Raw genomic sequence first — 24,762 nt, forward strand, 5'->3', positions numbered from 1 at the left:
TGCAATCTTTATGATTACAGACAGCCTTTTTTGTTTTATTTATTTTGTCTTTCCGCCCTCTATTACAAGAGTATCGGCATATTCCGCACCGTATGTATCTGTAAGTGTTGCTTCATAGTCTTTGTGGAAAAAGTTTTCTTTACCAAGAGTTTCAATTTCACTGTTTACCCAATCAAGCAATGTTGTATTGCCCTTTGTTACAGCCGGTGCAATAGTATCCTTTACCCCAAGGTCATCAATACCTACCACATATCCGGGATTGCTCTTAGCAAATGCAAGTACCTCCGTATTATCATTTACCCATGCTTTACCGCTGCCGTTAAGAAGTGCATTCTTAGCGTTGGCATATGTATCATACTTTTGAAGCTTGATATTCGGATAATTCTTGATCATAAACGGCTCTGCCGTTGTTCCTGATATTACAATCATCTCATCACTTGCATTCCAATTGTCAAGACTGTCTACCTTATTGCTCTCAGATGAGATAACACCAAGACCGACATTCATATATGGAAGTGCAAAATCTACAGCCTCAGCTCTCTCAGGTGTAACGGTAAAGTTTGCAAGTATAAGGTCAACTTTTCCTGTTTCAAGATATTCCACTCTGTTTGCCGCCTCTGTACTTACATAGTTTATCTTAACACCAAGGTCCTCACCCAGTTTATTTCCAAAATAGATATCATATCCCTGATACTCACCGTTCTCATCCACATATCCAAACGGATGCTTGTCTGAGAACACACCGATATTTATAGTTCCCGACTTTTTTATTTCATCAAGTGTTCTAAAGTTGTTTTTTTTGCTCTTGCCACCGTCGTCAGCAGTCTTTGATGATGAACCGCATGCACTGAGTGCCAAAGCACCGGCAGCTAAAATACCTAATAAACCAATCAATTTAACTTTCTTCATAGTAAAATCCTCCAATAAATCATTCTTATATATATTATTATGGGTAATACCCGAATTTTTATATTTGTCTTATATGTTATACTCTTCCTTTTCATCCTTTACAGACTCAAATTCAAATATATTCAAAAACTGTCTTGCTCTTTCCGTCTTCGGAGCGGTAAAAAAACTCTTCGGCCTTCCTGTCTCAACTATATTGCCTTTATCAAGGAAATACACCCTGTCTGCAACCGCCTCGGCAAATTGCATCTCATGAGTAACAATAATCATAGTGGAACCCTGCTTTGCAAGATCAAGCATTACATCAAGCACCTCTCTGACCATCTCAGGATCAAGTGCCGCCGTAACCTCGTCAAATAACAATATCTCAGGATGCATTGCAAGTGCTCTTACGATTGCCACTCTTTGTTTTTGACCGCCTGAAAGCTCTCTTGGATACGCCTTTGCCTTGTGGGCAAGCCCCACTTTCTCTAAAAGCTCCATCGCTTCCCTCTTTGCATTCTCTCTATCCACTCCGGCTACCTTTGTAGGTGCAAGAATTATATTGTCAAGTATTGTCAGATGTGGAAAAAGCTCATAGCTTTGAAATACCATACCTATCTTTTGTCTAAGTCCTGTCAAATCTTTTTTATTGTAGTCAATAGCCTTCCCTTCAAGACAAATTTCTCCGGCCTGTATAGCCTCAAGACCGTTGATACATCTAAGCAATGTGGACTTACCACAGCCACTTGGTCCTATCAAAACTATTACCTCGCCCTTATTCAGTTCAAGACTCACACCTTCAAGTACCGGTGTCTTCCCGTCATAGTTTTTTACAACATTTTTTATTTCCAATAATGCCGGCATAATCTCTCCTTCCATCACTTTATCTTCGCTTTTCTAAATATCTTGCAAGCATACTTATAGGAGTACATGCAATGAAGTACATCAAAAATACTGCCAGATATACTCCAAAGGCTGCATTCGGACTGGACGTTCTGTTCGCCTCTATTATCTGTTGTGCCACCTTTATCACTTCTACCACTCCAATTATAAGTACAAGTGATGTAGTCTTTATCATTCTGGTAATAAGATTTATAGAAAGCGGAACAAGCCTCTTTATAGTCTGAGGTATTATAATGTATATAAATATCTGCCTCTTACTAAGTCCCAGTGCTTCACCGCTCTCATACTGATGCTTTGGAATACTTATAATTGCACCTCTGACCAGGTCTCCCATCTCTGCGGTTCCCCAAAGACTGAATACTATAACAGCCGCCAGGTCTCCTGATATATCTACTCCAAGTACTCTTGTACTTCCAAAAAACACTATAAACAAAAGTACCAGTTGCGGCATTATTCTTATAAACTCAAGATACACCCTAAGCACTGCCTTTAATATGGGATTCTTAAAGGTCATAAGTACGCCTACCAGTATACCAAGCGGAATACTGATGATCACTGAAATCAGGCTTATCCTAAGAGCTACTCCAAGTCCTCCCAGAAGTCTGACGGCATTTTTACCTTTAAATATGACATCAAGACCCAAATCCGGCATAACGCACCTTCCTTTCTACATAGGATCCAAGTATAGACACCGGCAATAATATAATCAAATAGAAAAATACCAAAAGTGCCAGACTCTCCACTGTCTTATAATAAATTCCAATCAAATCCTTTGCTGTGAACATTAAGTCCATCAAGCTTATAGCTGAGAATACTGATGTTTCCTTCAACAAGAATATTATATTTGCTACAAATGCCGGTGTACTTATTGAAACAGCCTGTGGTAGAAGTATATAAAAAAGTGCCTGATTATGACTAAGTCCAAGACTTAGCGCACTCTCTTCCTGTATCTTATCTATAGACTCTATTCCGCTTCTGAAAGCCTCACACATATAGCTGCCTCCAAGGAAGGCAAGTCCAAGTACTCCACAGACAAAAGCATCTATCTTTATCCCCAGCTTCGGCAAACCGTAATATATAAAAAACAACTGTATAAGCAAGGGAGTATTTCTGCTAAGTTCAACATATATGCTTACCAACTGCCTTAGCAACGGTATTTTCTTATGTAAAATCAATGTGCATACAAGCCCCACTGCTATCGCCAGTATAATTCCTAATATACCAATCTTAAGGGTCAATATAGCTGCATGTATATACAGTGGAAATACTTGTTTTATAAATCCAAAATCCATAATCATTCTCCAAGATACAAGCGTATCTGTCTTAGTTTTATGGATTACATAATAGCACTATAAACTCTTTTTGTCTATAGGTTTATAGTAATTTATTTTTTATGTTTTGGAACTTTGATAAGAAAGGTAAAGTATATTAAGAAGTAAAAACCTATACCCTGATACTTAGAGCATATCAACTTTGATATAAAGACTATACACACATTCACAATTGAAATATACTACATTGATTGGGGTAACTTTCCAAAATATTCCACAATGAATCATTATACATGCCTGTTTTAGTATATAGTATTGCATTTATCTTTTTTAGAGAATCAATCCATTACCTTTGCTGTATCCTGTAGTCTACCTGTTTTAGATGAAAAATAAGACCTTAATCCCTTTTCCTTACCGATTCTCCTTATTCTTTACTTTCAGATTGTTAACATTAATATTTGTAATTTCAGGTCTCCCTCATGGCTTTTCATATATCTTTAACTTATGCATCTGTACAAAAAATCTTTTAAATCATCAAATCTAAGAAACTTTTCATCTTTTGCTGTCGCTTCTATATCCTCTAAGCTTGCAAGTTTGTAGTCAGACACTTCTTTTTCTTGACATTTTATGTTTTGAATATCTTCTTTTGAAATTTCAAAGCAATAGATATCTGCAAAGTATTTATTGCCATCTACAGTCTTTCTTTTATGCGTTTCCAAAATTTTATAATCTCTGCCGAAGAGGTTTATATTGGTCTCTTCAAGAATTTCTCTACATACAGCATCTAAAGAATGTTCTCCCGCCTTTACGCCTCCACCCGGTATCTCCCACATACCTGCTGCCCACAGCTTCTGTACATCACGCTTAGTTATAAGTATCTTTTTATCTTCATTGACCAGAACGGCCGATACTATCAAAAAGTACTCTTCATTAGACAGTGATATAGCCGTTCTGTCCACAGTCTTTCCTGTGGGGATTTTATTAACATCATATATATCACAAATTTCTTTTTCTGCACTCATATTTCAGTTGCTCCATTGCTTTGACATATTTTTATTACAAGATAAATTTATTCCAAATCTTCCATGTCACTTAGAATCTTACCTAGCATTGTTCTAAGCTGTATCATCTCTTCATCACTTAATTTCAGGCAACCTCTCATTCCGACAGGAATACCCACAGCACTTTCTCTAAGTTCTTTTCCGCCCTCAGTCAATGTAACTATCAATGTTCTCTCATCTATCTTTGAACGTTCTCTGGTTACATATCCCTTAGCCTCAAGCTTTTTTAACACCGGTGTAAGAGTACCCGAGTCAAGAAAGAGCTTATCGCCAAGCTCCTTAACATTGAGTTCTTTTTCTTCCCACATAACCATCATTACAATATACTGTGTATATGTCAGATCCAATTTGTCCAAGTAGGTCTTATATCTTCTTACGATTTCCTTTGAGCATGCATATAGCGGAAAACAAAGTTGATTTTCAAGTTTTAGTGAGTCATACTTATCTGCCATTTTTATATTCCCTCTTTCCTTTTAAAAGACTTTAAGGAGCCTTTATTTTCATAAACGCTCCTTATATCTTCTTTATTAAATTAAACTAATTCTTTAACAGCCTCTTCTACTACTGCAACACCTTCAGTCGGCTCAAATCTTCTTACTACATTTCCGTTCTTATCAATAAGGAATTTTGTAAAGTTCCACTTAATATCGGGTTTGCTTGCGTACTCGGGATCCGCTTCACCAAGCATCTTTGTGAGCAGCTTTGACATATCATTGTCAGCCCCCCAACCTGCAAATCCTTTTTCGCTCTTAAGGTATTTAAATACCTCACTTGCATTCTCACCGTTTACATCTATCTTTGAGAACAATGGGAAAGTTACACCGAATCTTGAACTGCAAAACTTGGCAATCTCCTCATCACTTCCCGGTGCCTGATGCCCGAACTGATTACATGGGAAATCAAGTATCACAAAATCCTTGTCCTTATAATCGGCATACAGCTTCTGTAACTGCTCATACTGTGGTGTAAATCCGCACTCTGTTGCCGAATTTATTATCAAAACGACCTTATTCTTGTAGTCGCTAAGGCTTACTTCCTTACCCTCATTGTTCTTTACCTTAAAATCATATATATTCATTTTATTTCCTCTTTACTCTTTATTGATTTGCTCACCTTAATAATTCGTATTATTTCTATAATGCTTCACAGTACTTTGCTGCGGCAATACCTGATACCGCACCGTCTCCTGCCGCCGTTACAAGCTGACGCACTTCCTTGGTTCTGCCGTCTCCTGCAGCAAAAATACCTTCAGTCTTTGTCTTACAATCTTCGCCCGCTACAATGTAACCCGCCTTATCAAGTTCCACCACATCCGCAAAAGCATTGTTGTCAGGTACCTGACCTATAGCCACAAACAGACCGTCTACAGCAATCTCTCTTTTTTCATGTGTATTCTTATCTTCCACTACCACACCGCTTACTGCAAATGACTCTTCCTTAATCTCTACAATATTTGAGTTAAGAACAAACTCTACATTGTCCTTTTTCTTTAATGCCGCTACTACCGCTTCCTCGGCTCTAAACTCATCTCTACGATGTATTACATATACTTTGCTTGCCACATTTGCAAGGAATGTTGCGTTTTCTATAGCGGTATTACCGCCTCCGTTTACGGCGACCGTCTTGCCTCTGTAGAACATTCCGTCACAGATGGCACAATAAGAAACACCTGAACCCACCAGCTTCTTCTCATTAGGAAGTCCAAGCGGTCTGTTCTTTGCTCCTGTCGCAAGTATTACAGACTTGGCATCATAGTCTCCCTTATCTGTTTTTACCTTTTTTATATTTCCTTCAAGGCTGATTCCTGTTACCTTTTCATATTTTACTTCGGCACCCAAATCCTTTGCCTGATTAAAAAGATCTGTAGCAAACTCAAATCCCGAAGTCTTCTTGATAGCAGGGTAATTCTCTATCTCGGGAGTATTGATTATCTGTCCTCCGTAAGAAGCACCTTCAAGTACAAGTACCGACTTGCCCGCTCTCACTCCGTATATTGCAGCGGAGAGTCCTGCCGTACCGGCACCGACCACTACTATATCATACATAATATCACTTCTTTCTATATATCGAATCTCTTCAATCATCAACCCGACAATCTTTAATTATCCTAATAAAGCTTTTACTTCATCCTTTGATATAAGACCTACCGACTTGTTAACCAACTCACCGTTCTTAAATACAAGAAGTGTAGGTATTGACATAATGTGGAATCTGTTTACAAGCTCCTGGTTCTCATCGGCATTTACCTTTCCTACAGAAAAGCCTACCGCTTCTTCTGCCACCTCATCTACTATAGGTGAAAGCATCTTACAAGGTCCGCACCAAGGTGCCCAAACATCCACTAATACAGGCTCTTTTGCATTCAAAACTTCCGCTTCAAAATTCGCACTTGTTATTGTCTTTACTGCCATAACTTTTTCTCCTCCGAATCTTTCTTAAATAGCTTATAATTATATTTTACACAATTTTATTTTATTGTCAAGCACTTTTTATTTTTCTTTTCCTTCACCCTCAAAATACTCATCCTTAAGCTTGATTACAACATTTGTAAGTAAAAATACGGCTATAAGGTTCGGAATCGCCATCAGTCCGTTGAAAGTATCTGATATATCCCAAAGTAACCCGAGATCCATAGTAGCTCCCACTATTGCCATCAGTGAATATACAACCATAAAAGGCTTTATCACCTTCTCACTAAACAAAAATTCTATACATCTGGCACCGTAAAGCCCCCATCCTATGATAGTGGAGAAGGCAAACGAACACATAGCAACAGCTGTAAATAATGACACTCCATGTCCATAAGTCTTTATAAAACCGCTTATTGTAAGCTCCGCACCTGCCGGCAAACCGAACGGGATATTTACACCTGAACAAAGTATTACAAGTGCTGTAAGTGTACATATAACTATGGTATCCGCAAATACTTCAAATACACCGAAAAATCCCTGCTTTACAGGCTTGCCTGTATCTGCCGACGCATGTGCAATAGGTCCGGTACCGAGTCCCGCCTCATTTGAAAATATACCTCTTGATACTCCTTTTTTCATACTGATAAAAAAGCTCCCTATCACTCCGCCTGTAACCGCTCTCGGATTGAATGCCCCATATATTATACTGCCAAATACTTCCGGAACTCTGTTTATATTTAAAAATACTACTCCCAGTGCAAGCACTACATAAAAAAGTGCCATAAACGGAACCAGCTTTTCAGTAACTGTTCCTATTCTTTTTATACCTCCAAGCAGTACCAGTCCCACCAGTATTGTCACAATTATTCCGATAATTAAGTTTATTGTCTGACTTCCGCCTGATTTTACTATTCCATAGCCTTCAAGTGCCACATTAACAGCTGCCGTAATAGTATTTACCTGTGTTGCATTTCCGGTTCCAAACACTGTCAGTACACCGAAAGTGGCAAAAGTATATGCCAAAAATACCCACTTCTTCGGCAGTCCGTTGCTGATATAGTACATCGGTCCACCTACAAGTTCACCATTTTTATTTTTCTTTCTAAAGTATACTGCCAATGTAACCTCGGTAAACTTGGTACACATACCAAGTATTGCAGAAATCCACATCCAAAATACACTTCCCGGTCCGCCTATAGATATTGCACCTGCAACACCTGCTATATTTCCTGTTCCCACAGTAGCGGCAAGTGCAGTGGTTGCCGCCTGAAAAGGTGACAATGCACCGTCTGCAACATTTCTCTTTTTGAAAATTCTGCCGACAGTGGTCTTCATTATATAGGCAAAATTTATTATCTGCATGAATTTTAATCTAATACTTAAATATATGCCCACACCCATTAATGCAATCATTGCAGGTACACCCCAAATAAATCCGTTTATACCGGAATTTATCTTTGAAATTGTTTCAATCATTCTCTACCTCTACTTTATCAAATCCTTTATTACTTCACCTGCTATAATAAGTCCCACTACCGAAGGTACAAATGCAACGGAGCCCGGAATTGCTCTTCTGTCCGTACATTTTCTCTCGGCACCGGGAGGACATACACAATGTGATCTGCAACTTATACTCTCATCCTCTATCGGAACAAGCGGTTTTTCCTTAGAATACACTACCTTCAACTTCTTTATATTTCTTTTTTTAAGTTCTCTTCTCATCACCTTGGCAAGCGGGCAGACATCGGTCTTATATATATCACTCACCACAAAGGCTGTAGGATCCAGCTTATTGCCTGCACCCATACTGCTGATAACAGGTACTCCGCTCTCATTTGCCTGCATCACCAGATTTATTTTTGCAGTTACCGTATCCACCGCATCTATTACATAATCATACTGTGAAAAATCAAAATCTTTTGCATTCTGAGGTAAATAAAAGCACTGATATGTAGTCACCTTACATCTCGGGTTGATACTCAGTATCCTATCCCTTGCTACATCTACTTTATACTTTCCTATAGTCTTCACATCCGCTATTATCTGACGATTTATATTGGTCAAACATACCTTATCATCATCTATCAGGTCGACAGCTCCCACTCCCGATCTTGCCAGAGCTTCTACGCTGTAGCCTCCTACTCCACCTATTCCAAATACTGCCACTCTTGAATTTTTGAGTTTATTCATGGCATCAACTCCTAATAAGAGCTGTGTTCTTGCAAACTGATCCATATATTAATTTAGATAATAAAATCCATCCTCCCATATTTTTACACTATCAAGCAAGTTTATATTTTAAAATGATAATTGTCAATAAATATCCCTTTATTTGAAATATCTAAAAAATAAAAAGCCGGCATCACTGCCGGCTTGGTTTTCTGGGAGGAGAGCCGATAGGTACCGGCTCGAGTATTATGAAAAAAATCTTTTATTATAGACTCGCTATCTCTCGTCTATGTAAAGAATTATATAAAATAAAAGTGGCTAAAATTTGTTTTTTGTGTAAAAGGTTTTTGAATTAGCTATGAACAATATATGAACTTGTTTTCTTCAGGTTTTCCCCTAAAATATTAACCTGATATTGACATTAAATTAATGTTTTAAATATGCATTAAACATAATTTTCAACATATATCTGAGCTTTTCCATGTCTATATCATCAAACAAATAAATACCCATATATAAACAGTTCATTAAAAATATGAATTCTTGATTATTTGTCGCCTTATACTCATAAAGTCCTTCTTTATTGCAAAATTGGGCAAAGTCTTCTACCACTTCTTCATATATTTTCTTATACATCTCTTTGAATCTATCATTTGTCTGCATCTCTATAAGAAATACTGTGTACAGATCTTTATATGGGTTTTTATCCAGTATTTTATCCAATAAAATATCAATAATTTTCTCTTCCCTGTCTTGAATACTTCCGTTCATATGTTCCAAAACGACTTTTTTTCTGTAACTGCTTCCATCCTTTAACAGCTCTAAAAAAATTTCTTCTTTATTTGAAAAATGATGGTATACTCCTCCCTTGGATATCCCTACAGCCTGTATAATATCATCCATAGTGGCCTTTGAATATCCCCTGTCTACAAAAAGCTTCAATGCAATTTCTTTAATCTGTTTTCTTCTTTCTTCCTTGCTTAATCTTTGTCTATCCATGCTCTCCTTTCTACCGACTATATAGTCTGTAATGATATATTAGACCTTTTTGCTTCTTTTGTCAAGTATATACATACAAAAAAGCCCCCTCAAATCCTGGAAACGAATTTGAGGGGGTAATAATTTTATTCCCAAATATCTCTGTCCACATCACTGTTTAAGTTTTTCCTTTGCTTACAAATACCTGTAATAAAAAATATTATTCCAGAAATCATAAATCCAAGCCCGAACACAAGCAATATCCAAAACGGTGCATTCTTTTCATCTATATAGTTAAACATTTGAACGAATAAAAATACTCCGAAAACAAGTTGTGATACGCCCACACTTATAAAAAATGAATAACGCTTTTTCATCTGATTGTTTACCTCCTTAGTTTCAGTATAGAGTTCCAACTCTCCGTCAGCCTTATTTTTCCTAAGATATACCCTGCCGGCATATTCTTTAACAACACTTATCCCTGTCTGCTCCAAAAATTTGAAATACTCCTTTTTACTTGTACCGACGTACTTTGGAATATCTATTTTATATTGAAATTTTGCCGGAGAAACATCTTCAAACTCATATACTCCATTTGAGTATCCGATAAGCATCTTTCCCTGTTCACCCTGTTCATTCAGCCAATTTTCTTCCTCTGTTATGTCTAAAAAAACTTTTTTAACTGTAGACTTCATCTTACGCCTCCTTTAACTTTCTTGCATTTGAGAGTAATTCATCCAATCTTGAAATTTCTTTTTCAAAATATTTTCTACCCTCATCCGTTATAATGTACTCAATCTTTCTATCCATTGACTGTTCATCAGTCTGTTTTATCCAGCCTTTTTTTTGCAATGTATCGAGTGCTCCGTATAATGTTCCGGCTCCCAGATTTACACGCCCATTTGTCATCTCCATTATATCCTTCATAAGTGCATATCCATGTGCTTTCTTATGTAGCCTGAGTAAGATGTAATAAATGGACTCTGTCAAAGCCCCGCTGTTTGATAACCTACCCATATTCCCTCCTTCTAATTTTCAGGACTTTAAATATTACGTTTTTTGGTATTACGTTTTTCTTTGTATCTTTATCTGTAATATATCATAATCCGTAATAGTTGTCAATGTTTTTCTCTAAAATATATTAAAATTAATTGTTGAAGTTACTCCTTATTTAAGCCTCGAAACAAAAAAGATTGCGAAACGAATCTTCTCGCAATCTTTTTTTACTTACATTATAATATCCTGTTTTATAATATCCATCAATGCATCGCCGTCGCAAGCAAATGTAATATCCCTTGCCGATTGTTCTGTATAAATTGCCGTTGTCATAGTCTGCTCCCCATTGCCGACAAATATTTCACAGCTGTAACGATCAAGTATAATACGAAGTTTGATGCTACCATCTTCTATATTTGGCACAAACATTCTTCTTTGATGTAGAATCGCCCTTCTTGTACCTGAAAATTTGCGATCTATCTTTACAATACCTTCATATGGTCTGATGTTCAAGGAAGTATAAGCTCCTCCCCCTTTTGCAAAATAAATGGTAAATTTATAATATGGATTTTCTGCATCTTTTGCTCTGATTTGAAGCTGCAAATCCAAGACTCTGCCATTTATCTCTTCAAGTTGTACCTCTTTACTTTGAGAAATCTCAACCCCTTTATACTCCACTTTGTTTTTTAAACAGCTTTCATACTCTTTCGTAGGTTTTTGATACAGGCGATTATTCTCAATCCAAATCTCTCTTGGCAATGTCATCTGCCCTGCCCAAGCCTCATCATGAGCACGAATGGCACAGGCATCCCAGTTTTGCATCCAGGCAATAATTACTCTTCTATTATCTTGTGTTTCTATGGTTTGATGTGCATAGAAGTCAATACCATAGTCAACCGCCTGATTGTATTGCTCCTTAAATTTTCCTTTTTCCTTATCGAAATCTCCGATAAAGCATATATTCCCATTTCCGTTGTGATATTCAAATCCCACGGGTAACATATCCTGCGGACTGGTTAAAAGCACATGCTTACCGTCAAGTTCAAAGAAGTCCGGACATTCCCACATCTTACCGAAACGGTTTTTATTTTCATCCAAAGTGCTGAAATATTCCCATGAAAAAGCATTCTCACTTCTAAACAGAAGGATTTGTCCGCTTCCGTCAGCAATTCTGCTACCGACTACCGCCCAATATATACCCTCATTATCCCTCCAAAGCTTCGGATCACGAAAATCAATCTTACTTGCCCCATCAGGTAAATCCGCCTCCGTCAAAACCGGATTATTCTCATATTTGACATAATTTAATCCGTCTCCGATTGCAAGACATTGAGTCTGACAGTCAACCATTTCTCCTTCTTCATTTTCCACTCTTGTTACACCTGTATACATCAAAAGATGTCTTCCGTCATCCAGTTCAACAGCACTCCCCGAAAAACATCCGTAGTCATCATATGGCATATCAGGTGCAATCGCCGCCGGCAGATACTCCCAGTGAAGCAAATCCTTACTTACTGCATGTCCCCAGTGCATAGGTCCCCATTTTGAATTATATGGGTGATACTGATAAAACATATGATACATACCTCTGTAAAATGACAGCCCGTTAGGATCATTCATCCACCCTACATAAGGACTTAAGTGAAATGCAGGACGCATATCTCCTATTATTTTTTTAGAATGCTCCTTCTCATATGCTCTTGCTTTTTCTAATTTAAGGCTCATTTTTCCTCCTACTGCCCCAGTGCTTCAAAATATTTATCTAAATACGATTGGTAAATTTCTAAAAACCTTTGTAAACCATAAGCATCCAATTTTTTAATATATTCATTCCAATCCTCATCACTCATACCATTCATTATCCAATCGGATTTCTTTGTATTTATTTCCGTTTTTATATCTGCCAAAAGATTTGATATTTCCTCGGTATCTTTTTGTGACATAAATACATTGGGATAAACATATTTGGTATTCATATCAGGTGTATAAATATCCTTGATCCAATCAAGTCTATACTGTGCATCATCCGGAACGGTGACATAAACATTATAATACTCATTCAATATTGCAAGCGGACCGCCCACACTCTGTGCCTCTCTAACTTCTACCGGTGAAGCATCTCCTAAAGGTGCATGCTTTAGCATCGGCTCACCTTTTGAATTGGTTGACATCACAAAAATATTAAATTTATCCTTTTCCCCATAAGTACCCCAATTGTTTTGTGGAGACTGTATCGGTGCATACATCTGATCAAGCCAACTGCATACCAGTGCCGGATGCTTTGCAAGCGCTGTAACTACACATCTACCTCTGTCAAATCCGCTTGTAAATGATCCGTTCTGAGGTGTTATATTTCTTATATCTGCAGTAAGTGCCGGCAGAGGAACCCAATCTTTAAGATTATCTATATTTGCAATATCCCAGGTAAAGCAAACCCCATATCTTCCCGACTTTCCTTTTGATACATAGGTTGACCACTCCTGTGTAAAGCATTCCGGATCAATCAGCCCCTTTGCATATAGCTTGTGTAACCATTTTATGCCTTCTTTATAGCCTTCCTGTGTTGCAGCGCTTATAACTTTTTTATCCTTGGTCACTGCAATATGTCGGTCTTTATCCGCATCTCCATAGCCCTCACCAAATCCGTTAATTAAGATTGCCGGATCCTGGTCACCATTATTCACTATACAGGACATTGGAATAATACTGCCTTCTATGTTAAACTCCGCCTGTATCTCAGATGCATGGTCTTTGAATTGTTGCAATACATTTTCAAATGATTCAATATCCGTAGGAACTTCAAGTTTTAAAAAATCCAGCCACTTTTTATTTATATAGCTCATTCCTCCTACAGTCTGAATTGCCGTCTTTCCCTCTCCAAGCTGCTCTATCCATGGCAGTGAATATATATGACCGTCTGTAGCCGTTACCATAGTCTTATACTCCGGATATTTTTCAAATACCTTCTTTAGATTCGGCATATCCTTTTCTATATAATCTTCAAGAGGAATTATTACTCCCTGATCTGCATATTTTAATAAATTGCTGTCACTAAAGCCGCCTGAAAACACAAAATCCTGTAAAGTCTTATAATTTACCATTTGAAGTGCAATCTTATCTCCCCACTGATCACTTGGTATGGCAGTCCAGTCTACATGCACATTGGTTTTTTGTTCCAAACGTTCAAATATGACTCTTTTATTGGGATCAGGCTCAGATGCCGTAGGGTATGAAATTAAACCGGTAATAGTCTCTTTTTCCTTTAACGGAAAGGTATAACTCTCATCCAAAGCCTGTTTTGTATCTGCTCTATTGTAGCCGAAAAAAAGCTCTCCGCATCCTGTTGTAGTGAATATGACTGTTGCAACCACTGTAAATATAAATACTTTCTTATATATTTTTTTAATCATAATGACACCCTCTCAATAAATCAGCCCTTTACAGAACCTGCCATAATACCCGCATCAAAATATTTTTGAAAGAACGGATACATTGCAATCAAAGGTAAAGAAGAAATAATAATAGTTGCATATTTTAGCAACTCTCCAAGCTGTGCTCTTGCTGCCGTACTCTGAATATCCGCAATCATTCCCGATTGAGGCTGGTTTTGAATCAATATGGCACGAAGAACAAGCTGTAAAGGTTGTTTAGACTCATCACTTAAATATACCATTGCATCAAAGTAACTGTTCCACATTCCGACAAATTGCCAAAGTACAAGTACTGCAATCACAGGCTTACATACCGGTAATAAGATTTTAAAAAAGTAAGTCAATTCGTTTGCTCCGTCCACCTCTGCAGCCTCACGAAGCTCCGACGGAATATTTTGATAGTAAGTTCTTGCAATAATCATATTCCACACACTGAACGCCCCCGGCAGAATAATTGCCCACATACTGTTTAACAAGCCCAAATCACTTATAACCAAATATGTCGGAATCAATCCTCCGCCAAAGAACATGGTAATAACGAATATAATATTAAGCACCTTTCTTCCACGAAAATCCGTTCTGGACATCGGATACGCTGCAAGAAGTGTAATCATCACGGATATTGCTGTAAATACTACAGAATAAACAATGGCATTATAAAATCCAACCCAAATCTGTTTGTTACTTATGACACGCTGATATGCCGTAGTTGTCCATTTACTGATGTCAAAACTTATTCCGCTGTTTTGTAATGTTACAGGATCAATAAATGAAGCCACAATGATATATATTATCGGAATAATTATTGAGAAAACAAAAAGTCCCAAAAAGATATTTCCGCCAAGAATAAATACTTTGTCCGAAGCACATTGTGCTAAAAATGATTTCTTCCTCCTCATATCTAAATTCCCTTTCCGTCATTCATCTTTGCTATAATCTTGTTAATAGCAATCAACAAAACGACATTGATTACAGTATTGAACAAACCTACTGCTGTAGAAAAGCTGTAGTCTCCATCCAAAAGACCTTTCTTGTATACATAGGTTGCTATAATCTCAGATGATTTCAAGTTCATATCTGTTTGTAATGCATAAGCTTTTTCAAATCCTATGCTCATAATATTTCCTGCCTGCATAATAAACTGAATTACTACAATATCTTTAATAGCCGGCCAATCAACAGCCTTAATCTGTTGCCAAATATTTGCACCGTCAAGTTCTGCCGCCTCACGAAGTTCCTGACTCGCATTGGATAGTGCCGCCGTATACATAATAGATGCCCAACCTGCTCCCTGCCAAATACCTGAAATGATATAAATACTGCGGAATGCTTCCGGCATTGTCATAAAATTTATGCTTGATCCAAAAAGGTGATTAACCGGCCCTGTAACTGAAAGAAGGATTCTTACCATACCGCAAAGTACAATTACCGAAACAAAATTCGGTATATAAAGAATTGTTTGAATTTTCTTTTTTATAGTGTTGCTTCCTATCCTGTTTAATAATAATGCCAAAATTATAGGAACCGGGAAACCCCAAACCAAGCCATAAGCACTCAACTTTAATGTATTAGACAAATATCTTATAAAATCCGGCGAGGAGAGAAAACGCTCAAAAAACTTAAACCCGACCCATTCGCTCCCAACTATTCCTCTTATAGGATTAAACTTTTGAAATGCAATTAAAATACCACCCATTGGCAAATATCTAAATATAATTGTCAATAAAAGTGCCGGTCCTATAAAGATAATGTACAACTCCCAATGCTTACGCATATAGCTAAACACTGACTCCTGCTTTTTTGCCGCCCCTGAATGCAACGCATTCACATCTTGATTACTTGTTGCCATAAAACCCTCCTTTACAGTATGTTTTTTATTAAGAACATAATAGTTTTATTTTTACATAATGTCAATACTTTATTTTACATTTGTAAAACTATTTTCAGAGTAAATTTTTACATTTGTTTATTTGAATCTTCACAATGCAAGTAAGCTATGTTATAATATAGCTTGAATTATATATTAATTGTTTAGAATTGTTTAGTTTACATTTGTAAACAAGCAATTTTATATTTATATAATTTATTATATAAATGGAAAGGAAGAAAAATGTCACAGAGAGTAACTTTACAGGATATAGCCGATGAATTGGGGGTTTCCAGAAATACGGTATCAAAGGCGATAAATAATACAGGTCTTCTTTCCGAGTCTACAAAAAAGAAGGTCCTGGCTAAGACTGTCGAGATGGGCTATAAGCAATTCTCATATGTGGACTTTGATAATGTCAACAAGCAGCTACAAGCCAAGAACGATAAAACAGAAATAGCTTTGCTTACAACATGGTTTTTAAACGGATCACATTTTTCTGCACCTATGCTTGATAAGTTTCAATTGGAAATTTCAAAGTTCGGTTACTCTATGAGTATGCATATTATTCGTGATGAAGATATAAAAAATCTCACATTGCCCGCTTCATTACATAATGACAGATTGGCAGGTATTATGTGCATAGAGGTCTTTGACTATGACTATGCGTCTATGCTTTCAAAGCTTGATATACCTATTCTTTTCGTAGACACTCCGGTAGATATTGGCAAGGAACCTCTACGTGGGGATAAACTTTTGATGGAAAACTCTTCACCCATTATTTCGTTTATTTCAGACCTGAAGCAAAACGGTATATCCCGCATCGGTTTTATCGGTGAATATATGCATTGTCAATCTTTTTTTGAAAGATATATGGCATATCGTACAGGAATGAACATCCATCAATTGGAAATCAATGAATCATGGTGCCTCACCAAAAACAAGCCGGGAATTTTACATCCTGATAAAAAGGACTATAAATCTTATATACAGGAAGAATTGGAAAAGCTTTCCGTTCTCCCACAGGTATTCATCTGTGCCAATGATTTTGTAGCTTTAGATTTGCTTAATGTCCTAAATAAAATGCAGATCAAAATTCCTGAAGATATTAAGATTCTGGGCTTTGATGATGCTCCTGAAGCACGCATTATCAGTCCTAAGTTATCAACCGTGCATATTCACAGTCAAATTTTAGGATTTTCAGCAACACAACTTTTACTTTCAAGAATCAATGAGCCTGATATGAACTTTAGAACCATGCACTGTGAAACAAATTTAGTTCTTCGTGCATCCACAGGAGATTAAGCCTATGAAAAACCTCTTTAACTTTGAAAATCCTGTAATGAACTTTATAGGAAAGCTGCTTGACTGTTTTTTACTTAATATTCTTTGGCTCTTATGTTGTATTCCGGTTATAACTATCGGTGCATCTACAACCGCACTTTACCATTGTGCTATAAAGCTGTCAAAAGATGAGCCGTTATACTTATTCCGGGATTTTTTTCACTCGTTTAAACTAAACTTTATCCCCGCAGCCAAGCTGACCATGATTTTCCTTGTTATAGGAATTATACTTGGTATAGATGCCTATATCTTTTTGCATATTAAAATACCGATGCTTCCATGGTGCATCGGTATGGGGCTGTTAGTACTTTTTGCTATTTGCTATACCATTACTTTACTCTATGTATTTGTTCTTCTGTCCCGTTTTGATAACAGTATTAAAAATATGATTTTCAATGCTTTTGCTGTAGGAATACGCTTTATATTCTGTACTGTTATCATTGCCGCCATTCACTTTATTGTATTTTATATCTCTATAAGATGGTTTGCACCTCTTATGTTCCTTGGTATGGGATTGATTGCATTTTTAAGTTCTTATTTTTTAAAAAATGTGCTTTTTTATATTGAAGAGAGCCAAAATAAAAGGGGAACACCTCAATGAAAGATTATGATTTGCATGGAATAAAAAAAATAGAATATATACTGGATTATTATAAACTCCCTATTGTCCTTAGTATTATTATAATTTATATATTTTGTTCCCTATCTTATAAATTGATTACAAAAAAGAATACATTGCTGAGTGTAGCCGCCATAAATATAGAGATTTCAAATGAGAATATTCTAAAATTTTCCGATAACTATCTTATAAGCAGAAATTTCAGCAGTAAAAAATATAATATAAACTTTTATAATAATCTTATATCGGAGGGGAATCCAAATGACGGGGCTTCATATGAGTATGCCTATGCATCATCCATGAAACTGCTTGCCCTTATGACTGATAAAACACTTGATATTGTTTTGATGGACGAAAAGGCCTATCAGACCTTTTCAAACAATGAATATCTGTATAATCTTTATGATTTGAACCTTTCCGAAAATACTACAAACAAGCAGGATGCAATACTTATTTCAAGTCCATATTTTTCAGATGAAATATATATCGGTATTATTAAAAACAGCCGACATTTGGAGGAAGCCGTTCAATATATCAATTACTTAATAAATGTCTTATAAAATATATAAAAGCCGGCATCTCTGTCGGCTCGAATTTTTGGGAGGAGAGCCGAAATATATCGGCTCGAGTATTATGAAAAAAATCTTTTATTTATAGACTCGCTATCTCTTGTCTATGTAATGTATTATAGAAAATAAAAGTGGCTAAAGTTTGTTTTTTATGTAAAAGGTTTTTGAATCCGCTATGAACATTATATGAACTGTAAGCGAATACTTATCCACAGTCATCTATTTCTTAAGCACAAAAAAGGCTGTCACATACTCCAATTTTTTTTAATATGTAACAGCCCATAATATTTAATTATTTAAAATTTATTTCCAAGCCGGTATATAAGCACCCTTATATGTGTCCTCTATAACCTTCTTTACATCATCACTCTGAAAAGCTTTTACAATCTTTTTGTAAGTCTCATTGTCCTTGTCTTCACTTCTGGCAACAATAACATTTACATATGGATTGTCGGCTCCATCCTCCACCTTTTCAAGATAGATGGAATCTGTCTTAGGATTTAGACCGTTGTCCACTGCATGACCGCCGTTGATTACTGCGGCGGCTACATCAGGTAAAAGACTTGGTGTATTGGCAGCCTCAACCTCTGTGAATTTGATGTTCTTTGCATTCTCTGTAATATCGCTAAGTGTAGGTGTATATCCTGCATCAGGATTTACTTTGATCACTCCTGCACTCTCAAGCACCTTCAATGCTCTACCGCCGTTTGTAGCATCATTCGGAATTGCTATTGTATCGCCGTCCTTAAGCTCTGAAAGATCTTTAATCTTTTTTGAGTATACTCCAAGAGGTGCAATGATTGTATCACCTATAGCCTTTATCCTATATCCGTTGTCTTTAATATCATTTGCAAGATACGCCTTGTGCTGGAATGAATTCAAATCAATCTCTTTGTCATTCAATGCTCTGTTCGGCAATGAATAGTCTGCAAACTTTACAAGTTCTACCGTGATGCCCTCTTTTGCCATAGCCTCTATTACAGGATTCCACTGTTCATTATTCTCACCTACAACACCTATCTTGATTGTTGTATTACCCTCAGTCTTTGCACCGCCTACCTTAGACTCTGCACTTGTGCTTTCATTTTTGCCGCTCTCACTTGCCTTCTGAGTTGTATCCGCCTTCTGACTTGAACCGCATGCGGTAAGTCCCAAAGCTAAAATTGCACCGATTGCTAAAAATTTACTTAATTTTCTCATGATATCCTCCATGTATTTTTCTATATAACTCGGGTGATCTTTAAATCAATACCCGGTGATAACTTAATGTGTTGTTTTCTTTATCGCCTTGTTTCCAAGCCCCTGTATCAAGCTTACCATTATAAGTATTATAATTACTGTAGCGTATGTTACATCTGTTTGATTTCTCTGATGTCCGTATCTTATTGCAAAGTCTCCAAGACCTCCTCCGCCTATAGCACCTGCCATAGCGGTAAGACCTAAAAGTGAAATAAATGTAATCTGTACCCCTCTTATAATCCCGGGCAGACTCTCTCTTAAATATACTCTGAATATAATCTCTATAGGAGATGAACCCATGCTCTGTGCCGCTTCGATAAGCCCCTTATCCACTTCATACAATGCACTTTCTATCTGTCTTGTAAAGAAAGGTACTGTACCGAATACAAGCGGGAGTATGGCACCCTTTGTTCCTATTGCAGTTCCCACCACCATTCTTGTAAAAGGTATAAGTGCGGCAAGTAAAATAACAAACGGTATTGACCTGAATACATTTATCAGTTTATCCATAATGTTGTAGATAACAGCATTTTTTAATATACCCCTTGGAGATGTGACCACCACTATAACACCGAAGATAAGACCGAAGATAAGTGAAATCGCACCTGAAAGTACCATCATATTGACAGTTTGTAAAGTTGCATCAATTATCTCATTCGGCTTAGCAGATACATTCGGTAACAGAATATGCAATATTTCATTCATGCTTTATTACCTCCACTCCTACTTCCTTACATTTCAGATGTTTGATTGCAGCATCTATATCAGATTTTTCACCGCTTACTATTGCTACCGTTCCTCCTATAGGAGCATCCTTTACTATTTCCACATCTGCATAGATAATATTCAGATTTATATTAAACTTTCTGGATACTTCTGAAATCAGTGCTTCTGAAGTATTTGCTTTCTTATAGCTGAGTCTAAGTATAATCTCACCCGGTTTTAATTTGGCTACATCGGAGCCTGAAGCTATAAGGCCTTCTATCTTTTGAAGATTTGAGGTGGTTTTTATAAAATCCTTTGTAATCTTATGCTTCGGATTTGCAAAGATTGAAAATACATCTCCTTCTTCAACTACATTTCCGTCTTCCATTACCGCCACTCTGTCACAGATTTGCTTTACAACCGCCATCTCATGTGTGATAACTACTACAGTCAGTCCAAGTTTCTTATTAAGACTTTGTAACAGTTCCAATATAGATGAGGTTGTCTGCGGATCAAGTGCAGATGTCGCCTCATCACATAAAAGTACCTTCGGGTCATTTGCCAAGGCTCTTGCTATAGCCACTCTTTGTTTTTGACCGCCTGATAACTGACTCGGGTATGCATTCTCCTTGTCGGCTATATCTACCAAAGACAAAAGCTCCCTTACCCTTTTTCTTTTTTCTTCCTTTGAAAGTCCGCTTCCAAAAAGTGAATATTCCACATTTCCCGCCACCGTTCTTGACGGCATCAGATTAAAGTGCTGGAAAATCATTCCTATCTTTTTTCTTGCACTTCTTAGTTCTTTAGCTTTTAGGGCTGTCAAATCCTTTCCGTCAACAAATACTTTGCCTGTATCAGGTCTTTCCAAAAGATTTATACACCTGACAAGTGTGGATTTCCCTGCTCCGGAAAATCCTATAATGCCGAATATCTCCCCTTTATCAATCACTAAAGATACATCTCTGACTGCATGTACTGAAATATTGCCTTCACTGAAAGTCTTTGTAATATTTTTCAGTTCAATCATATATCTTTATTTCCTTTTTCCTATTATGTTAGTAGGTATTATAAAGCACCTACAAAAAAATTGCAAGTGCTTTATAATTACATTATTTACCTTTTCCTATTTTCCATATATTCGGGCAAAACAAAAGCAGCATCGGATATAACTCAAGTCTTCCTGCAAGCATATCAAAGGTCAAAACCAGCTTTGAAAAATATGAATATACATTGAAGTTTGCCATAGGACCTACCTTGGCAAGTCCGGGACCGATATTGTTAAAAGTTGCGGCTATAGCTGTAAAATTGGTCTCAAAATCAAAGTTATTAAGTGATAATAAGAACATTGAAATAACATAAATCATTATATATGTGAGTATAAACACTCTGATACTGTTAAGTACAGGTTTTTCAAGCACCTTGCCGTCCATCTTGATAGTCTTTACACCTCTTGGATGAATGTAATATCCTATCTCTTGAAATACCGATTTTACCATAACTACAATTCTTGAAACTTTGATACCGCCGCCTGTACTTCCTGCACAGGCACCGCACATCATCAGGAATATAATTATATTTCTTGAAAGCTGCGGCCACCTGTCAAAGTCTGTGGTTGAATATCCTGTAGTGGTAATAATGGAGCCAACCTGGAATGCCGCATGATTAAGTGCTATGAAGATATTATCAAAATATCCTCTGATATTCACTGTGATAACCACAATAGCCGCAAATATGATCCCGAAGTACCATCTGACCTCTTCTATCTTAAAAGCATCTTTTTTGTGCTTGCCTAAAAGTACAAAGTAAGCATTAAAGTTTACACCGAAAAGTATCATAAATATGGTAACCACTACCTGTATAGCATAGGAATAACTGCCCATACTGTCGCCCTTTACTCCGAAGCCTCCTGTACCTGCCGTACCGAAGGTGATACAAAGTGCATCAAATATCGGCATTCTTATAATCACCAATATAACAAACTCTATAACAGTCATTACAAGATATATGCTGTACAGTATCTTAGCAGTATCTCGTAGTCTGGGTACAAGCTTTCCCACTACAGGACCCGGGCTCTCAGCCTTCATAAGATGCATATTGTAGCCGCCCGCCATAGGAAGTATTGCAAGCAGCAACACAATAACACCCATACCTCCTACCCAGTGTGTAAAGCTTCTCCAGATAAGTGAGGTATGGCTTAAGCTTTCTACATCCTCCAAGATACTTGCTCCTGTTGTGGTAAAACCTGATACCGTCTCAAACAGTGCATCTATCATGTTCGGAATTTCTCCGGTAATTACAAAAGGGATTGCTCCCACTACACTTAGCACTATCCATGACAGTGCAACCATCACAAAGCCCTCTCTGGCAAAGAACACATTCTCAAATTTCTTCTTGCCTGAAATTAAAAATCCTATAATGGCGGCAACCACCCCTACTGTCAAGTAGGCAAAACCTTCATGCTCACCGTATACAATTGATGTTACTGCCGGTATCAAAAAACAGGTGGCCTCCAACATCATTACCTTTCCTACTATATATAATATAATTGAATAATTCATTACTTTAATATATCCTCTAAATTCTGCATACCTGTAATCTTTGTTATTATAATAACTGAATCGTTCTTTTTAAATATAGACTTACCGTTCGGTATCATAACCTTGCCGTCTCTTATAATACCTGCAACAAGTACTCCGTCTCTTATAGGCATTGCCTCAAGAGTTTTATCCGTCATATTTGAATCTTCCTTGATATAAAACTCAAGTGCCTCAGCTTCGCCATGTATTATTTTATAAAGTGCCTCCACATTATTATTCCCGACACTGTTTTGTAAACCTCTCACATATCTTACAATATATTCCGCCGTGATATGTTTCGGATAAATCATACTTCCAAGATCAAATTTCTCTATAATATCATCAAATGAAATACGATTTATCTTGGTCACTATCTTTGCACCTGAAACACTCTTTGCATACAGTGAGAGAAATGCATTCTCCTCGTCTATACCTGTAAGTGAAACAAAGGAAGAACAATTCTCAATGCCTTCCTCAAGCAATATATCCTTGTCCGCCGCATCACCATGTATTATCACTGCATTCGGCAACATTGCAGACAGCTCTTCACATCTTTCATAGGATTTTTCTATTATCTTTACCTTTATGCCCAGAGGTATAAGCTGATTTGCCAGATAGTAGGCAATAGTTCCGCCGCCCACTATCAATGTATCCTTTACCTCATTACTGCTGCAACCTACTTTTTTGAAGAAGTCTCTGGCATTCTCTGTAGATGCAACAACACTTATAATATCACCGCTTTGAAGTACAAAGCTTCCGTTCGGTATAATAACATCTTCTCTTCTTTCTACTGCACATATCAGTATATCCGACTTTATATTCCTACCTACATCAATAAGGCTTTTGCCGGCCAATATATTGTCCGCCTCGATTTTATACTCTAAAAGTTCTACTCTGCCTCTTCCAAAGGTATCTATCTCAATTGCCGACGGAAATCTTAGAAGTCTTGCCATCTCGGTAGATGCGGCATACTCGGGATTTATAGTCATTGCAAGCCCAAGCTCTTTTTTCATAAATCCGATATCCTGACTGTATTCAGGATTTCTGACCCTTGCTATCGTATGATCCGCACCTGCCTTCTTTCCTACCATACAGCAGAGAAGATTCAGCTCATCCGACTCTGTAACCGCAATCAAAAGATCCGCCTCTTCCACACCTGCTTCCATCAAAATAGAATGTGTTGCACCGTTTCCTGTTACACCCATTATGTCAAGTCTGGTTGCCAGAGCTTGTACTACAGATTCATCTGTATCAACTATTGTTATATCATGTCCTTCTACACTGAGTTGTTCGGCAATAGTCGAACCGACCTTACCGCAACCTACAATTATTATCTGCATTTCTATCTCCATTACTGAAATACTTAATTATACCTATAAACGGCATTTGCTTATTGTAGCACACCGAAATTATATTTTCCACATTTGCATTGTCTTCTTTACTCCGGATATCTATTTTGCTATACTGTAAAAAAATATTATTTGTATGGAGGTACATATGAAGATACAAAATATCAAAGATGTAGATGCTTTTTTTAAGGTCGTTGACGAGTGCAAGGGTACTGTTGAGCTTGTTTCACCTGAAGGTGACAGAATCAACTTAAAGAGTAAGCTTACACAGTATCTTTCAATGGCAAATATCTTTTCAAACGGCTATATAAAGGAGCTTGATTTAGTAGCACATGATAAAGAGGATGTGGAAAGACTTATAAAATTTATGTATCAGGGAGAATAAA

27 protein-coding genes are annotated in these 24,762 nt (G+C 37.1%); 4 read left to right on the top strand and 23 right to left on the bottom strand.

What is annotated here, in order from left to right:
* Positions 1-39: 39 nt before the first annotated feature.
* The 18 genes from HMPREF0381_RS13285 to HMPREF0381_RS13370 form a co-directional block, all read right to left on the bottom strand.
* The gene (locus HMPREF0381_RS13285; protein ID WP_008752528.1) at positions 40-909 is read right to left on the bottom strand and encodes a transporter substrate-binding domain-containing protein; all 870 of its coding nucleotides are present in this window, start codon (positions 907-909) and stop codon (positions 40-42) included.
* Between the two features lie 69 nt (positions 910-978).
* Complete coding sequence (locus HMPREF0381_RS13290; protein ID WP_040461519.1) at positions 979-1,752, bottom strand: amino acid ABC transporter ATP-binding protein; 774 nt, start codon at positions 1,750-1,752, stop codon at positions 979-981.
* A 19-nt stretch (positions 1,753-1,771) separates the two neighbouring features.
* Positions 1,772-2,443 carry an amino acid ABC transporter permease gene (locus tag HMPREF0381_RS13295; protein ID WP_008752530.1) on the bottom strand — a complete coding sequence of 224 codons (672 nt, stop codon included), beginning with the start codon at positions 2,441-2,443 and terminating at the stop codon, positions 1,772-1,774.
* Positions 2,424-3,083 (bottom strand): amino acid ABC transporter permease, encoded by a 660-nt coding sequence (locus tag HMPREF0381_RS13300; protein WP_040461522.1) that lies wholly within the window; start codon positions 3,081-3,083, stop codon positions 2,424-2,426. Before HMPREF0381_RS13300 ends, HMPREF0381_RS13295 begins: the two co-directional genes overlap by 20 nt.
* A 476-nt stretch (positions 3,084-3,559) precedes the next feature.
* Positions 3,560-4,084: an NUDIX hydrolase gene (locus HMPREF0381_RS13305; protein ID WP_008752532.1), complete on the bottom strand. Its 525-nt coding sequence runs from the start codon at positions 4,082-4,084 to the stop codon at positions 3,560-3,562.
* 47 nt (positions 4,085-4,131) lie between these two features.
* Positions 4,132-4,575 carry a MarR family winged helix-turn-helix transcriptional regulator gene (locus HMPREF0381_RS13310; protein WP_008752533.1) on the bottom strand — a complete coding sequence of 148 codons (444 nt, stop codon included), beginning with the start codon at positions 4,573-4,575 and terminating at the stop codon, positions 4,132-4,134.
* An 80-nt stretch (positions 4,576-4,655) separates the two neighbouring features.
* Positions 4,656-5,201, bottom strand: coding sequence for a glutathione peroxidase (locus HMPREF0381_RS13315; protein ID WP_008752534.1), 546 nt, complete (start codon positions 5,199-5,201; stop codon positions 4,656-4,658).
* Between the two features lie 55 nt (positions 5,202-5,256).
* Positions 5,257-6,168: an NAD(P)/FAD-dependent oxidoreductase gene (locus HMPREF0381_RS13320; protein ID WP_040461902.1), complete on the bottom strand. Its 912-nt coding sequence runs from the start codon at positions 6,166-6,168 to the stop codon at positions 5,257-5,259.
* A gap of 57 nt (positions 6,169-6,225) precedes the next feature.
* Positions 6,226-6,534, bottom strand: a complete 309-nt coding sequence (gene trxA, locus HMPREF0381_RS13325; RefSeq protein ID WP_008752536.1) for a thioredoxin — start codon at positions 6,532-6,534, stop codon at positions 6,226-6,228.
* Between the two features lie 78 nt (positions 6,535-6,612).
* On the bottom strand, positions 6,613-8,010 hold the full coding sequence (locus HMPREF0381_RS13330) for an alanine/glycine:cation symporter family protein (RefSeq protein WP_008752537.1): 1,398 nt from the start codon (positions 8,008-8,010) through the stop codon (positions 6,613-6,615).
* Between the two features lie 9 nt (positions 8,011-8,019).
* A complete protein-coding gene (locus HMPREF0381_RS13335) occupies positions 8,020-8,769 on the bottom strand; it encodes a tRNA threonylcarbamoyladenosine dehydratase (RefSeq protein ID WP_008752538.1) in 750 nt (249 codons plus the stop codon).
* A gap of 360 nt (positions 8,770-9,129) precedes the next feature.
* Positions 9,130-9,702: a TetR/AcrR family transcriptional regulator gene (locus HMPREF0381_RS13340; protein WP_008752539.1), complete on the bottom strand. Its 573-nt coding sequence runs from the start codon at positions 9,700-9,702 to the stop codon at positions 9,130-9,132.
* A gap of 125 nt (positions 9,703-9,827) precedes the next feature.
* Entirely contained in the window at positions 9,828-10,376 is a 549-nt protein-coding gene (locus HMPREF0381_RS13345; RefSeq protein WP_008752540.1) for a DUF2812 domain-containing protein, read from the bottom strand.
* Position 10,377: 1 nt separating this feature from the next.
* On the bottom strand, positions 10,378-10,698 hold the full coding sequence (locus tag HMPREF0381_RS13350) for a PadR family transcriptional regulator (RefSeq protein WP_008752541.1): 321 nt from the start codon (positions 10,696-10,698) through the stop codon (positions 10,378-10,380).
* Positions 10,699-10,908: 210 nt separating this feature from the next.
* Positions 10,909-12,402 carry a glycoside hydrolase family 32 protein gene (locus HMPREF0381_RS13355; protein ID WP_008752542.1) on the bottom strand — a complete coding sequence of 498 codons (1,494 nt, stop codon included), beginning with the start codon at positions 12,400-12,402 and terminating at the stop codon, positions 10,909-10,911.
* A gap of 8 nt (positions 12,403-12,410) precedes the next feature.
* A complete protein-coding gene (locus HMPREF0381_RS13360; protein ID WP_008752543.1) occupies positions 12,411-14,087 on the bottom strand; it encodes an extracellular solute-binding protein in 1,677 nt (558 codons plus the stop codon).
* A gap of 20 nt (positions 14,088-14,107) precedes the next feature.
* Positions 14,108-15,007: a carbohydrate ABC transporter permease gene (locus HMPREF0381_RS13365; protein ID WP_008752544.1), complete on the bottom strand. Its 900-nt coding sequence runs from the start codon at positions 15,005-15,007 to the stop codon at positions 14,108-14,110.
* A gap of 2 nt (positions 15,008-15,009) precedes the next feature.
* The gene (locus HMPREF0381_RS13370; RefSeq protein WP_008752545.1) at positions 15,010-15,957 is read right to left on the bottom strand and encodes an ABC transporter permease; all 948 of its coding nucleotides are present in this window, start codon (positions 15,955-15,957) and stop codon (positions 15,010-15,012) included.
* A gap of 261 nt (positions 15,958-16,218) precedes the next feature.
* Here HMPREF0381_RS13370 and HMPREF0381_RS13375 point away from each other — a divergent pair, with 261 nt between their 5' ends.
* The 3 genes from HMPREF0381_RS13375 to HMPREF0381_RS13385 are packed head-to-tail and all read left to right on the top strand — an operon-like array spanning position 16,219 to position 18,498.
* Positions 16,219-17,280: a LacI family DNA-binding transcriptional regulator gene (locus HMPREF0381_RS13375; protein ID WP_008752546.1), complete on the top strand. Its 1,062-nt coding sequence runs from the start codon at positions 16,219-16,221 to the stop codon at positions 17,278-17,280.
* A 4-nt stretch (positions 17,281-17,284) separates the two neighbouring features.
* Positions 17,285-17,920, top strand: a complete 636-nt coding sequence (locus HMPREF0381_RS13380; protein WP_040461527.1) for a YesL family protein — start codon at positions 17,285-17,287, stop codon at positions 17,918-17,920.
* Entirely contained in the window at positions 17,917-18,498 is a 582-nt protein-coding gene (locus tag HMPREF0381_RS13385) for a hypothetical protein (protein ID WP_008752548.1), read from the top strand. The genes HMPREF0381_RS13380 and HMPREF0381_RS13385 overlap by 4 nt, the downstream gene beginning before the upstream one ends.
* Before the next feature lie 312 nt (positions 18,499-18,810).
* Here the strand turns inward: HMPREF0381_RS13385 and HMPREF0381_RS13390 are convergent, their stop codons facing one another.
* From HMPREF0381_RS13390 to trkA, 5 genes are all read right to left on the bottom strand, one after another.
* On the bottom strand, positions 18,811-19,707 hold the full coding sequence (locus HMPREF0381_RS13390; protein WP_040461531.1) for a MetQ/NlpA family ABC transporter substrate-binding protein: 897 nt from the start codon (positions 19,705-19,707) through the stop codon (positions 18,811-18,813).
* Positions 19,708-19,770: 63 nt separating this feature from the next.
* A complete protein-coding gene (locus HMPREF0381_RS13395; RefSeq protein WP_008752550.1) occupies positions 19,771-20,451 on the bottom strand; it encodes a methionine ABC transporter permease in 681 nt (226 codons plus the stop codon).
* Positions 20,444-21,478: a methionine ABC transporter ATP-binding protein gene (locus HMPREF0381_RS13400; protein WP_008752551.1), complete on the bottom strand. Its 1,035-nt coding sequence runs from the start codon at positions 21,476-21,478 to the stop codon at positions 20,444-20,446. The genes HMPREF0381_RS13395 and HMPREF0381_RS13400 overlap by 8 nt, the downstream gene beginning before the upstream one ends.
* A gap of 82 nt (positions 21,479-21,560) precedes the next feature.
* Positions 21,561-23,009 (bottom strand): TrkH family potassium uptake protein, encoded by a 1,449-nt coding sequence (locus HMPREF0381_RS13405; protein WP_008752552.1) that lies wholly within the window; start codon positions 23,007-23,009, stop codon positions 21,561-21,563.
* A complete protein-coding gene (trkA, locus tag HMPREF0381_RS13410) occupies positions 23,009-24,367 on the bottom strand; it encodes a Trk system potassium transporter TrkA (RefSeq protein WP_040461535.1) in 1,359 nt (452 codons plus the stop codon). Before trkA ends, HMPREF0381_RS13405 begins: the two co-directional genes overlap by 1 nt.
* 157 nt (positions 24,368-24,524) lie before the next feature.
* Here trkA and HMPREF0381_RS13415 point away from each other — a divergent pair, with 157 nt between their 5' ends.
* Positions 24,525-24,761, top strand: coding sequence for a hypothetical protein (locus tag HMPREF0381_RS13415; RefSeq protein WP_008753652.1), 237 nt, complete (start codon positions 24,525-24,527; stop codon positions 24,759-24,761).
* Position 24,762: the final 1 nt, after the last annotated feature.

It is taken from the genome of Lachnoanaerobaculum saburreum DSM 3986, from assembly GCF_000185385.1.
Lineage (GTDB): Bacteria > Bacillota > Clostridia > Lachnospirales > Lachnospiraceae > Lachnoanaerobaculum > Lachnoanaerobaculum saburreum.

Excerpts from the sequence above, each read along its gene's own strand:
- HMPREF0381_RS13285 (WP_008752528.1), bottom strand. The coding sequence starts at position 909 with ATGAAGAAAGTTAAATTGATTGGTTTATTAGGTATTTTAGCTGCCGGT.
- HMPREF0381_RS13290 (WP_040461519.1), bottom strand. The coding sequence starts at position 1,752 with ATGCCGGCATTATTGGAAATAAAAAATGTTGTAAAAAACTATGACGGG.
- HMPREF0381_RS13295 (WP_008752530.1), bottom strand. The coding sequence starts at position 2,443 with ATGCCGGATTTGGGTCTTGATGTCATATTTAAAGGTAAAAATGCCGTC.
- HMPREF0381_RS13300 (WP_040461522.1), bottom strand. The coding sequence starts at position 3,083 with ATGGATTTTGGATTTATAAAACAAGTATTTCCACTGTATATACATGCA.
- HMPREF0381_RS13305 (WP_008752532.1), bottom strand. The coding sequence starts at position 4,084 with ATGAGTGCAGAAAAAGAAATTTGTGATATATATGATGTTAATAAAATC.
- HMPREF0381_RS13310 (WP_008752533.1), bottom strand. The coding sequence starts at position 4,575 with ATGGCAGATAAGTATGACTCACTAAAACTTGAAAATCAACTTTGTTTT.
- HMPREF0381_RS13315 (WP_008752534.1), bottom strand. The coding sequence starts at position 5,201 with ATGAATATATATGATTTTAAGGTAAAGAACAATGAGGGTAAGGAAGTA.
- HMPREF0381_RS13320 (WP_040461902.1), bottom strand. The coding sequence starts at position 6,168 with ATGTATGATATAGTAGTGGTCGGTGCCGGTACGGCAGGACTCTCCGCT.
- trxA (WP_008752536.1), bottom strand. The coding sequence starts at position 6,534 with ATGGCAGTAAAGACAATAACAAGTGCGAATTTTGAAGCGGAAGTTTTG.
- HMPREF0381_RS13330 (WP_008752537.1), bottom strand. The coding sequence starts at position 8,010 with ATGATTGAAACAATTTCAAAGATAAATTCCGGTATAAACGGATTTATT.
- HMPREF0381_RS13335 (WP_008752538.1), bottom strand. The coding sequence starts at position 8,769 with ATGGATCAGTTTGCAAGAACACAGCTCTTATTAGGAGTTGATGCCATG.
- HMPREF0381_RS13340 (WP_008752539.1), bottom strand. The coding sequence starts at position 9,702 with ATGGATAGACAAAGATTAAGCAAGGAAGAAAGAAGAAAACAGATTAAA.
- HMPREF0381_RS13345 (WP_008752540.1), bottom strand. The coding sequence starts at position 10,376 with ATGAAGTCTACAGTTAAAAAAGTTTTTTTAGACATAACAGAGGAAGAA.
- HMPREF0381_RS13350 (WP_008752541.1), bottom strand. The coding sequence starts at position 10,698 with ATGGGTAGGTTATCAAACAGCGGGGCTTTGACAGAGTCCATTTATTAC.
- HMPREF0381_RS13355 (WP_008752542.1), bottom strand. The coding sequence starts at position 12,402 with ATGAGCCTTAAATTAGAAAAAGCAAGAGCATATGAGAAGGAGCATTCT.
- HMPREF0381_RS13360 (WP_008752543.1), bottom strand. The coding sequence starts at position 14,087 with ATGATTAAAAAAATATATAAGAAAGTATTTATATTTACAGTGGTTGCA.
- HMPREF0381_RS13365 (WP_008752544.1), bottom strand. The coding sequence starts at position 15,007 with ATGAGGAGGAAGAAATCATTTTTAGCACAATGTGCTTCGGACAAAGTA.
- HMPREF0381_RS13370 (WP_008752545.1), bottom strand. The coding sequence starts at position 15,957 with ATGGCAACAAGTAATCAAGATGTGAATGCGTTGCATTCAGGGGCGGCA.
- HMPREF0381_RS13375 (WP_008752546.1), top strand. The coding sequence starts at position 16,219 with ATGTCACAGAGAGTAACTTTACAGGATATAGCCGATGAATTGGGGGTT.
- HMPREF0381_RS13380 (WP_040461527.1), top strand. The coding sequence starts at position 17,285 with ATGAAAAACCTCTTTAACTTTGAAAATCCTGTAATGAACTTTATAGGA.
- HMPREF0381_RS13385 (WP_008752548.1), top strand. The coding sequence starts at position 17,917 with ATGAAAGATTATGATTTGCATGGAATAAAAAAAATAGAATATATACTG.
- HMPREF0381_RS13390 (WP_040461531.1), bottom strand. The coding sequence starts at position 19,707 with ATGAGAAAATTAAGTAAATTTTTAGCAATCGGTGCAATTTTAGCTTTG.
- HMPREF0381_RS13395 (WP_008752550.1), bottom strand. The coding sequence starts at position 20,451 with ATGAATGAAATATTGCATATTCTGTTACCGAATGTATCTGCTAAGCCG.
- HMPREF0381_RS13400 (WP_008752551.1), bottom strand. The coding sequence starts at position 21,478 with ATGATTGAACTGAAAAATATTACAAAGACTTTCAGTGAAGGCAATATT.
- HMPREF0381_RS13405 (WP_008752552.1), bottom strand. The coding sequence starts at position 23,009 with ATGAATTATTCAATTATATTATATATAGTAGGAAAGGTAATGATGTTG.
- trkA (WP_040461535.1), bottom strand. The coding sequence starts at position 24,367 with ATGCAGATAATAATTGTAGGTTGCGGTAAGGTCGGTTCGACTATTGCC.
- HMPREF0381_RS13415 (WP_008753652.1), top strand. The coding sequence starts at position 24,525 with ATGAAGATACAAAATATCAAAGATGTAGATGCTTTTTTTAAGGTCGTT.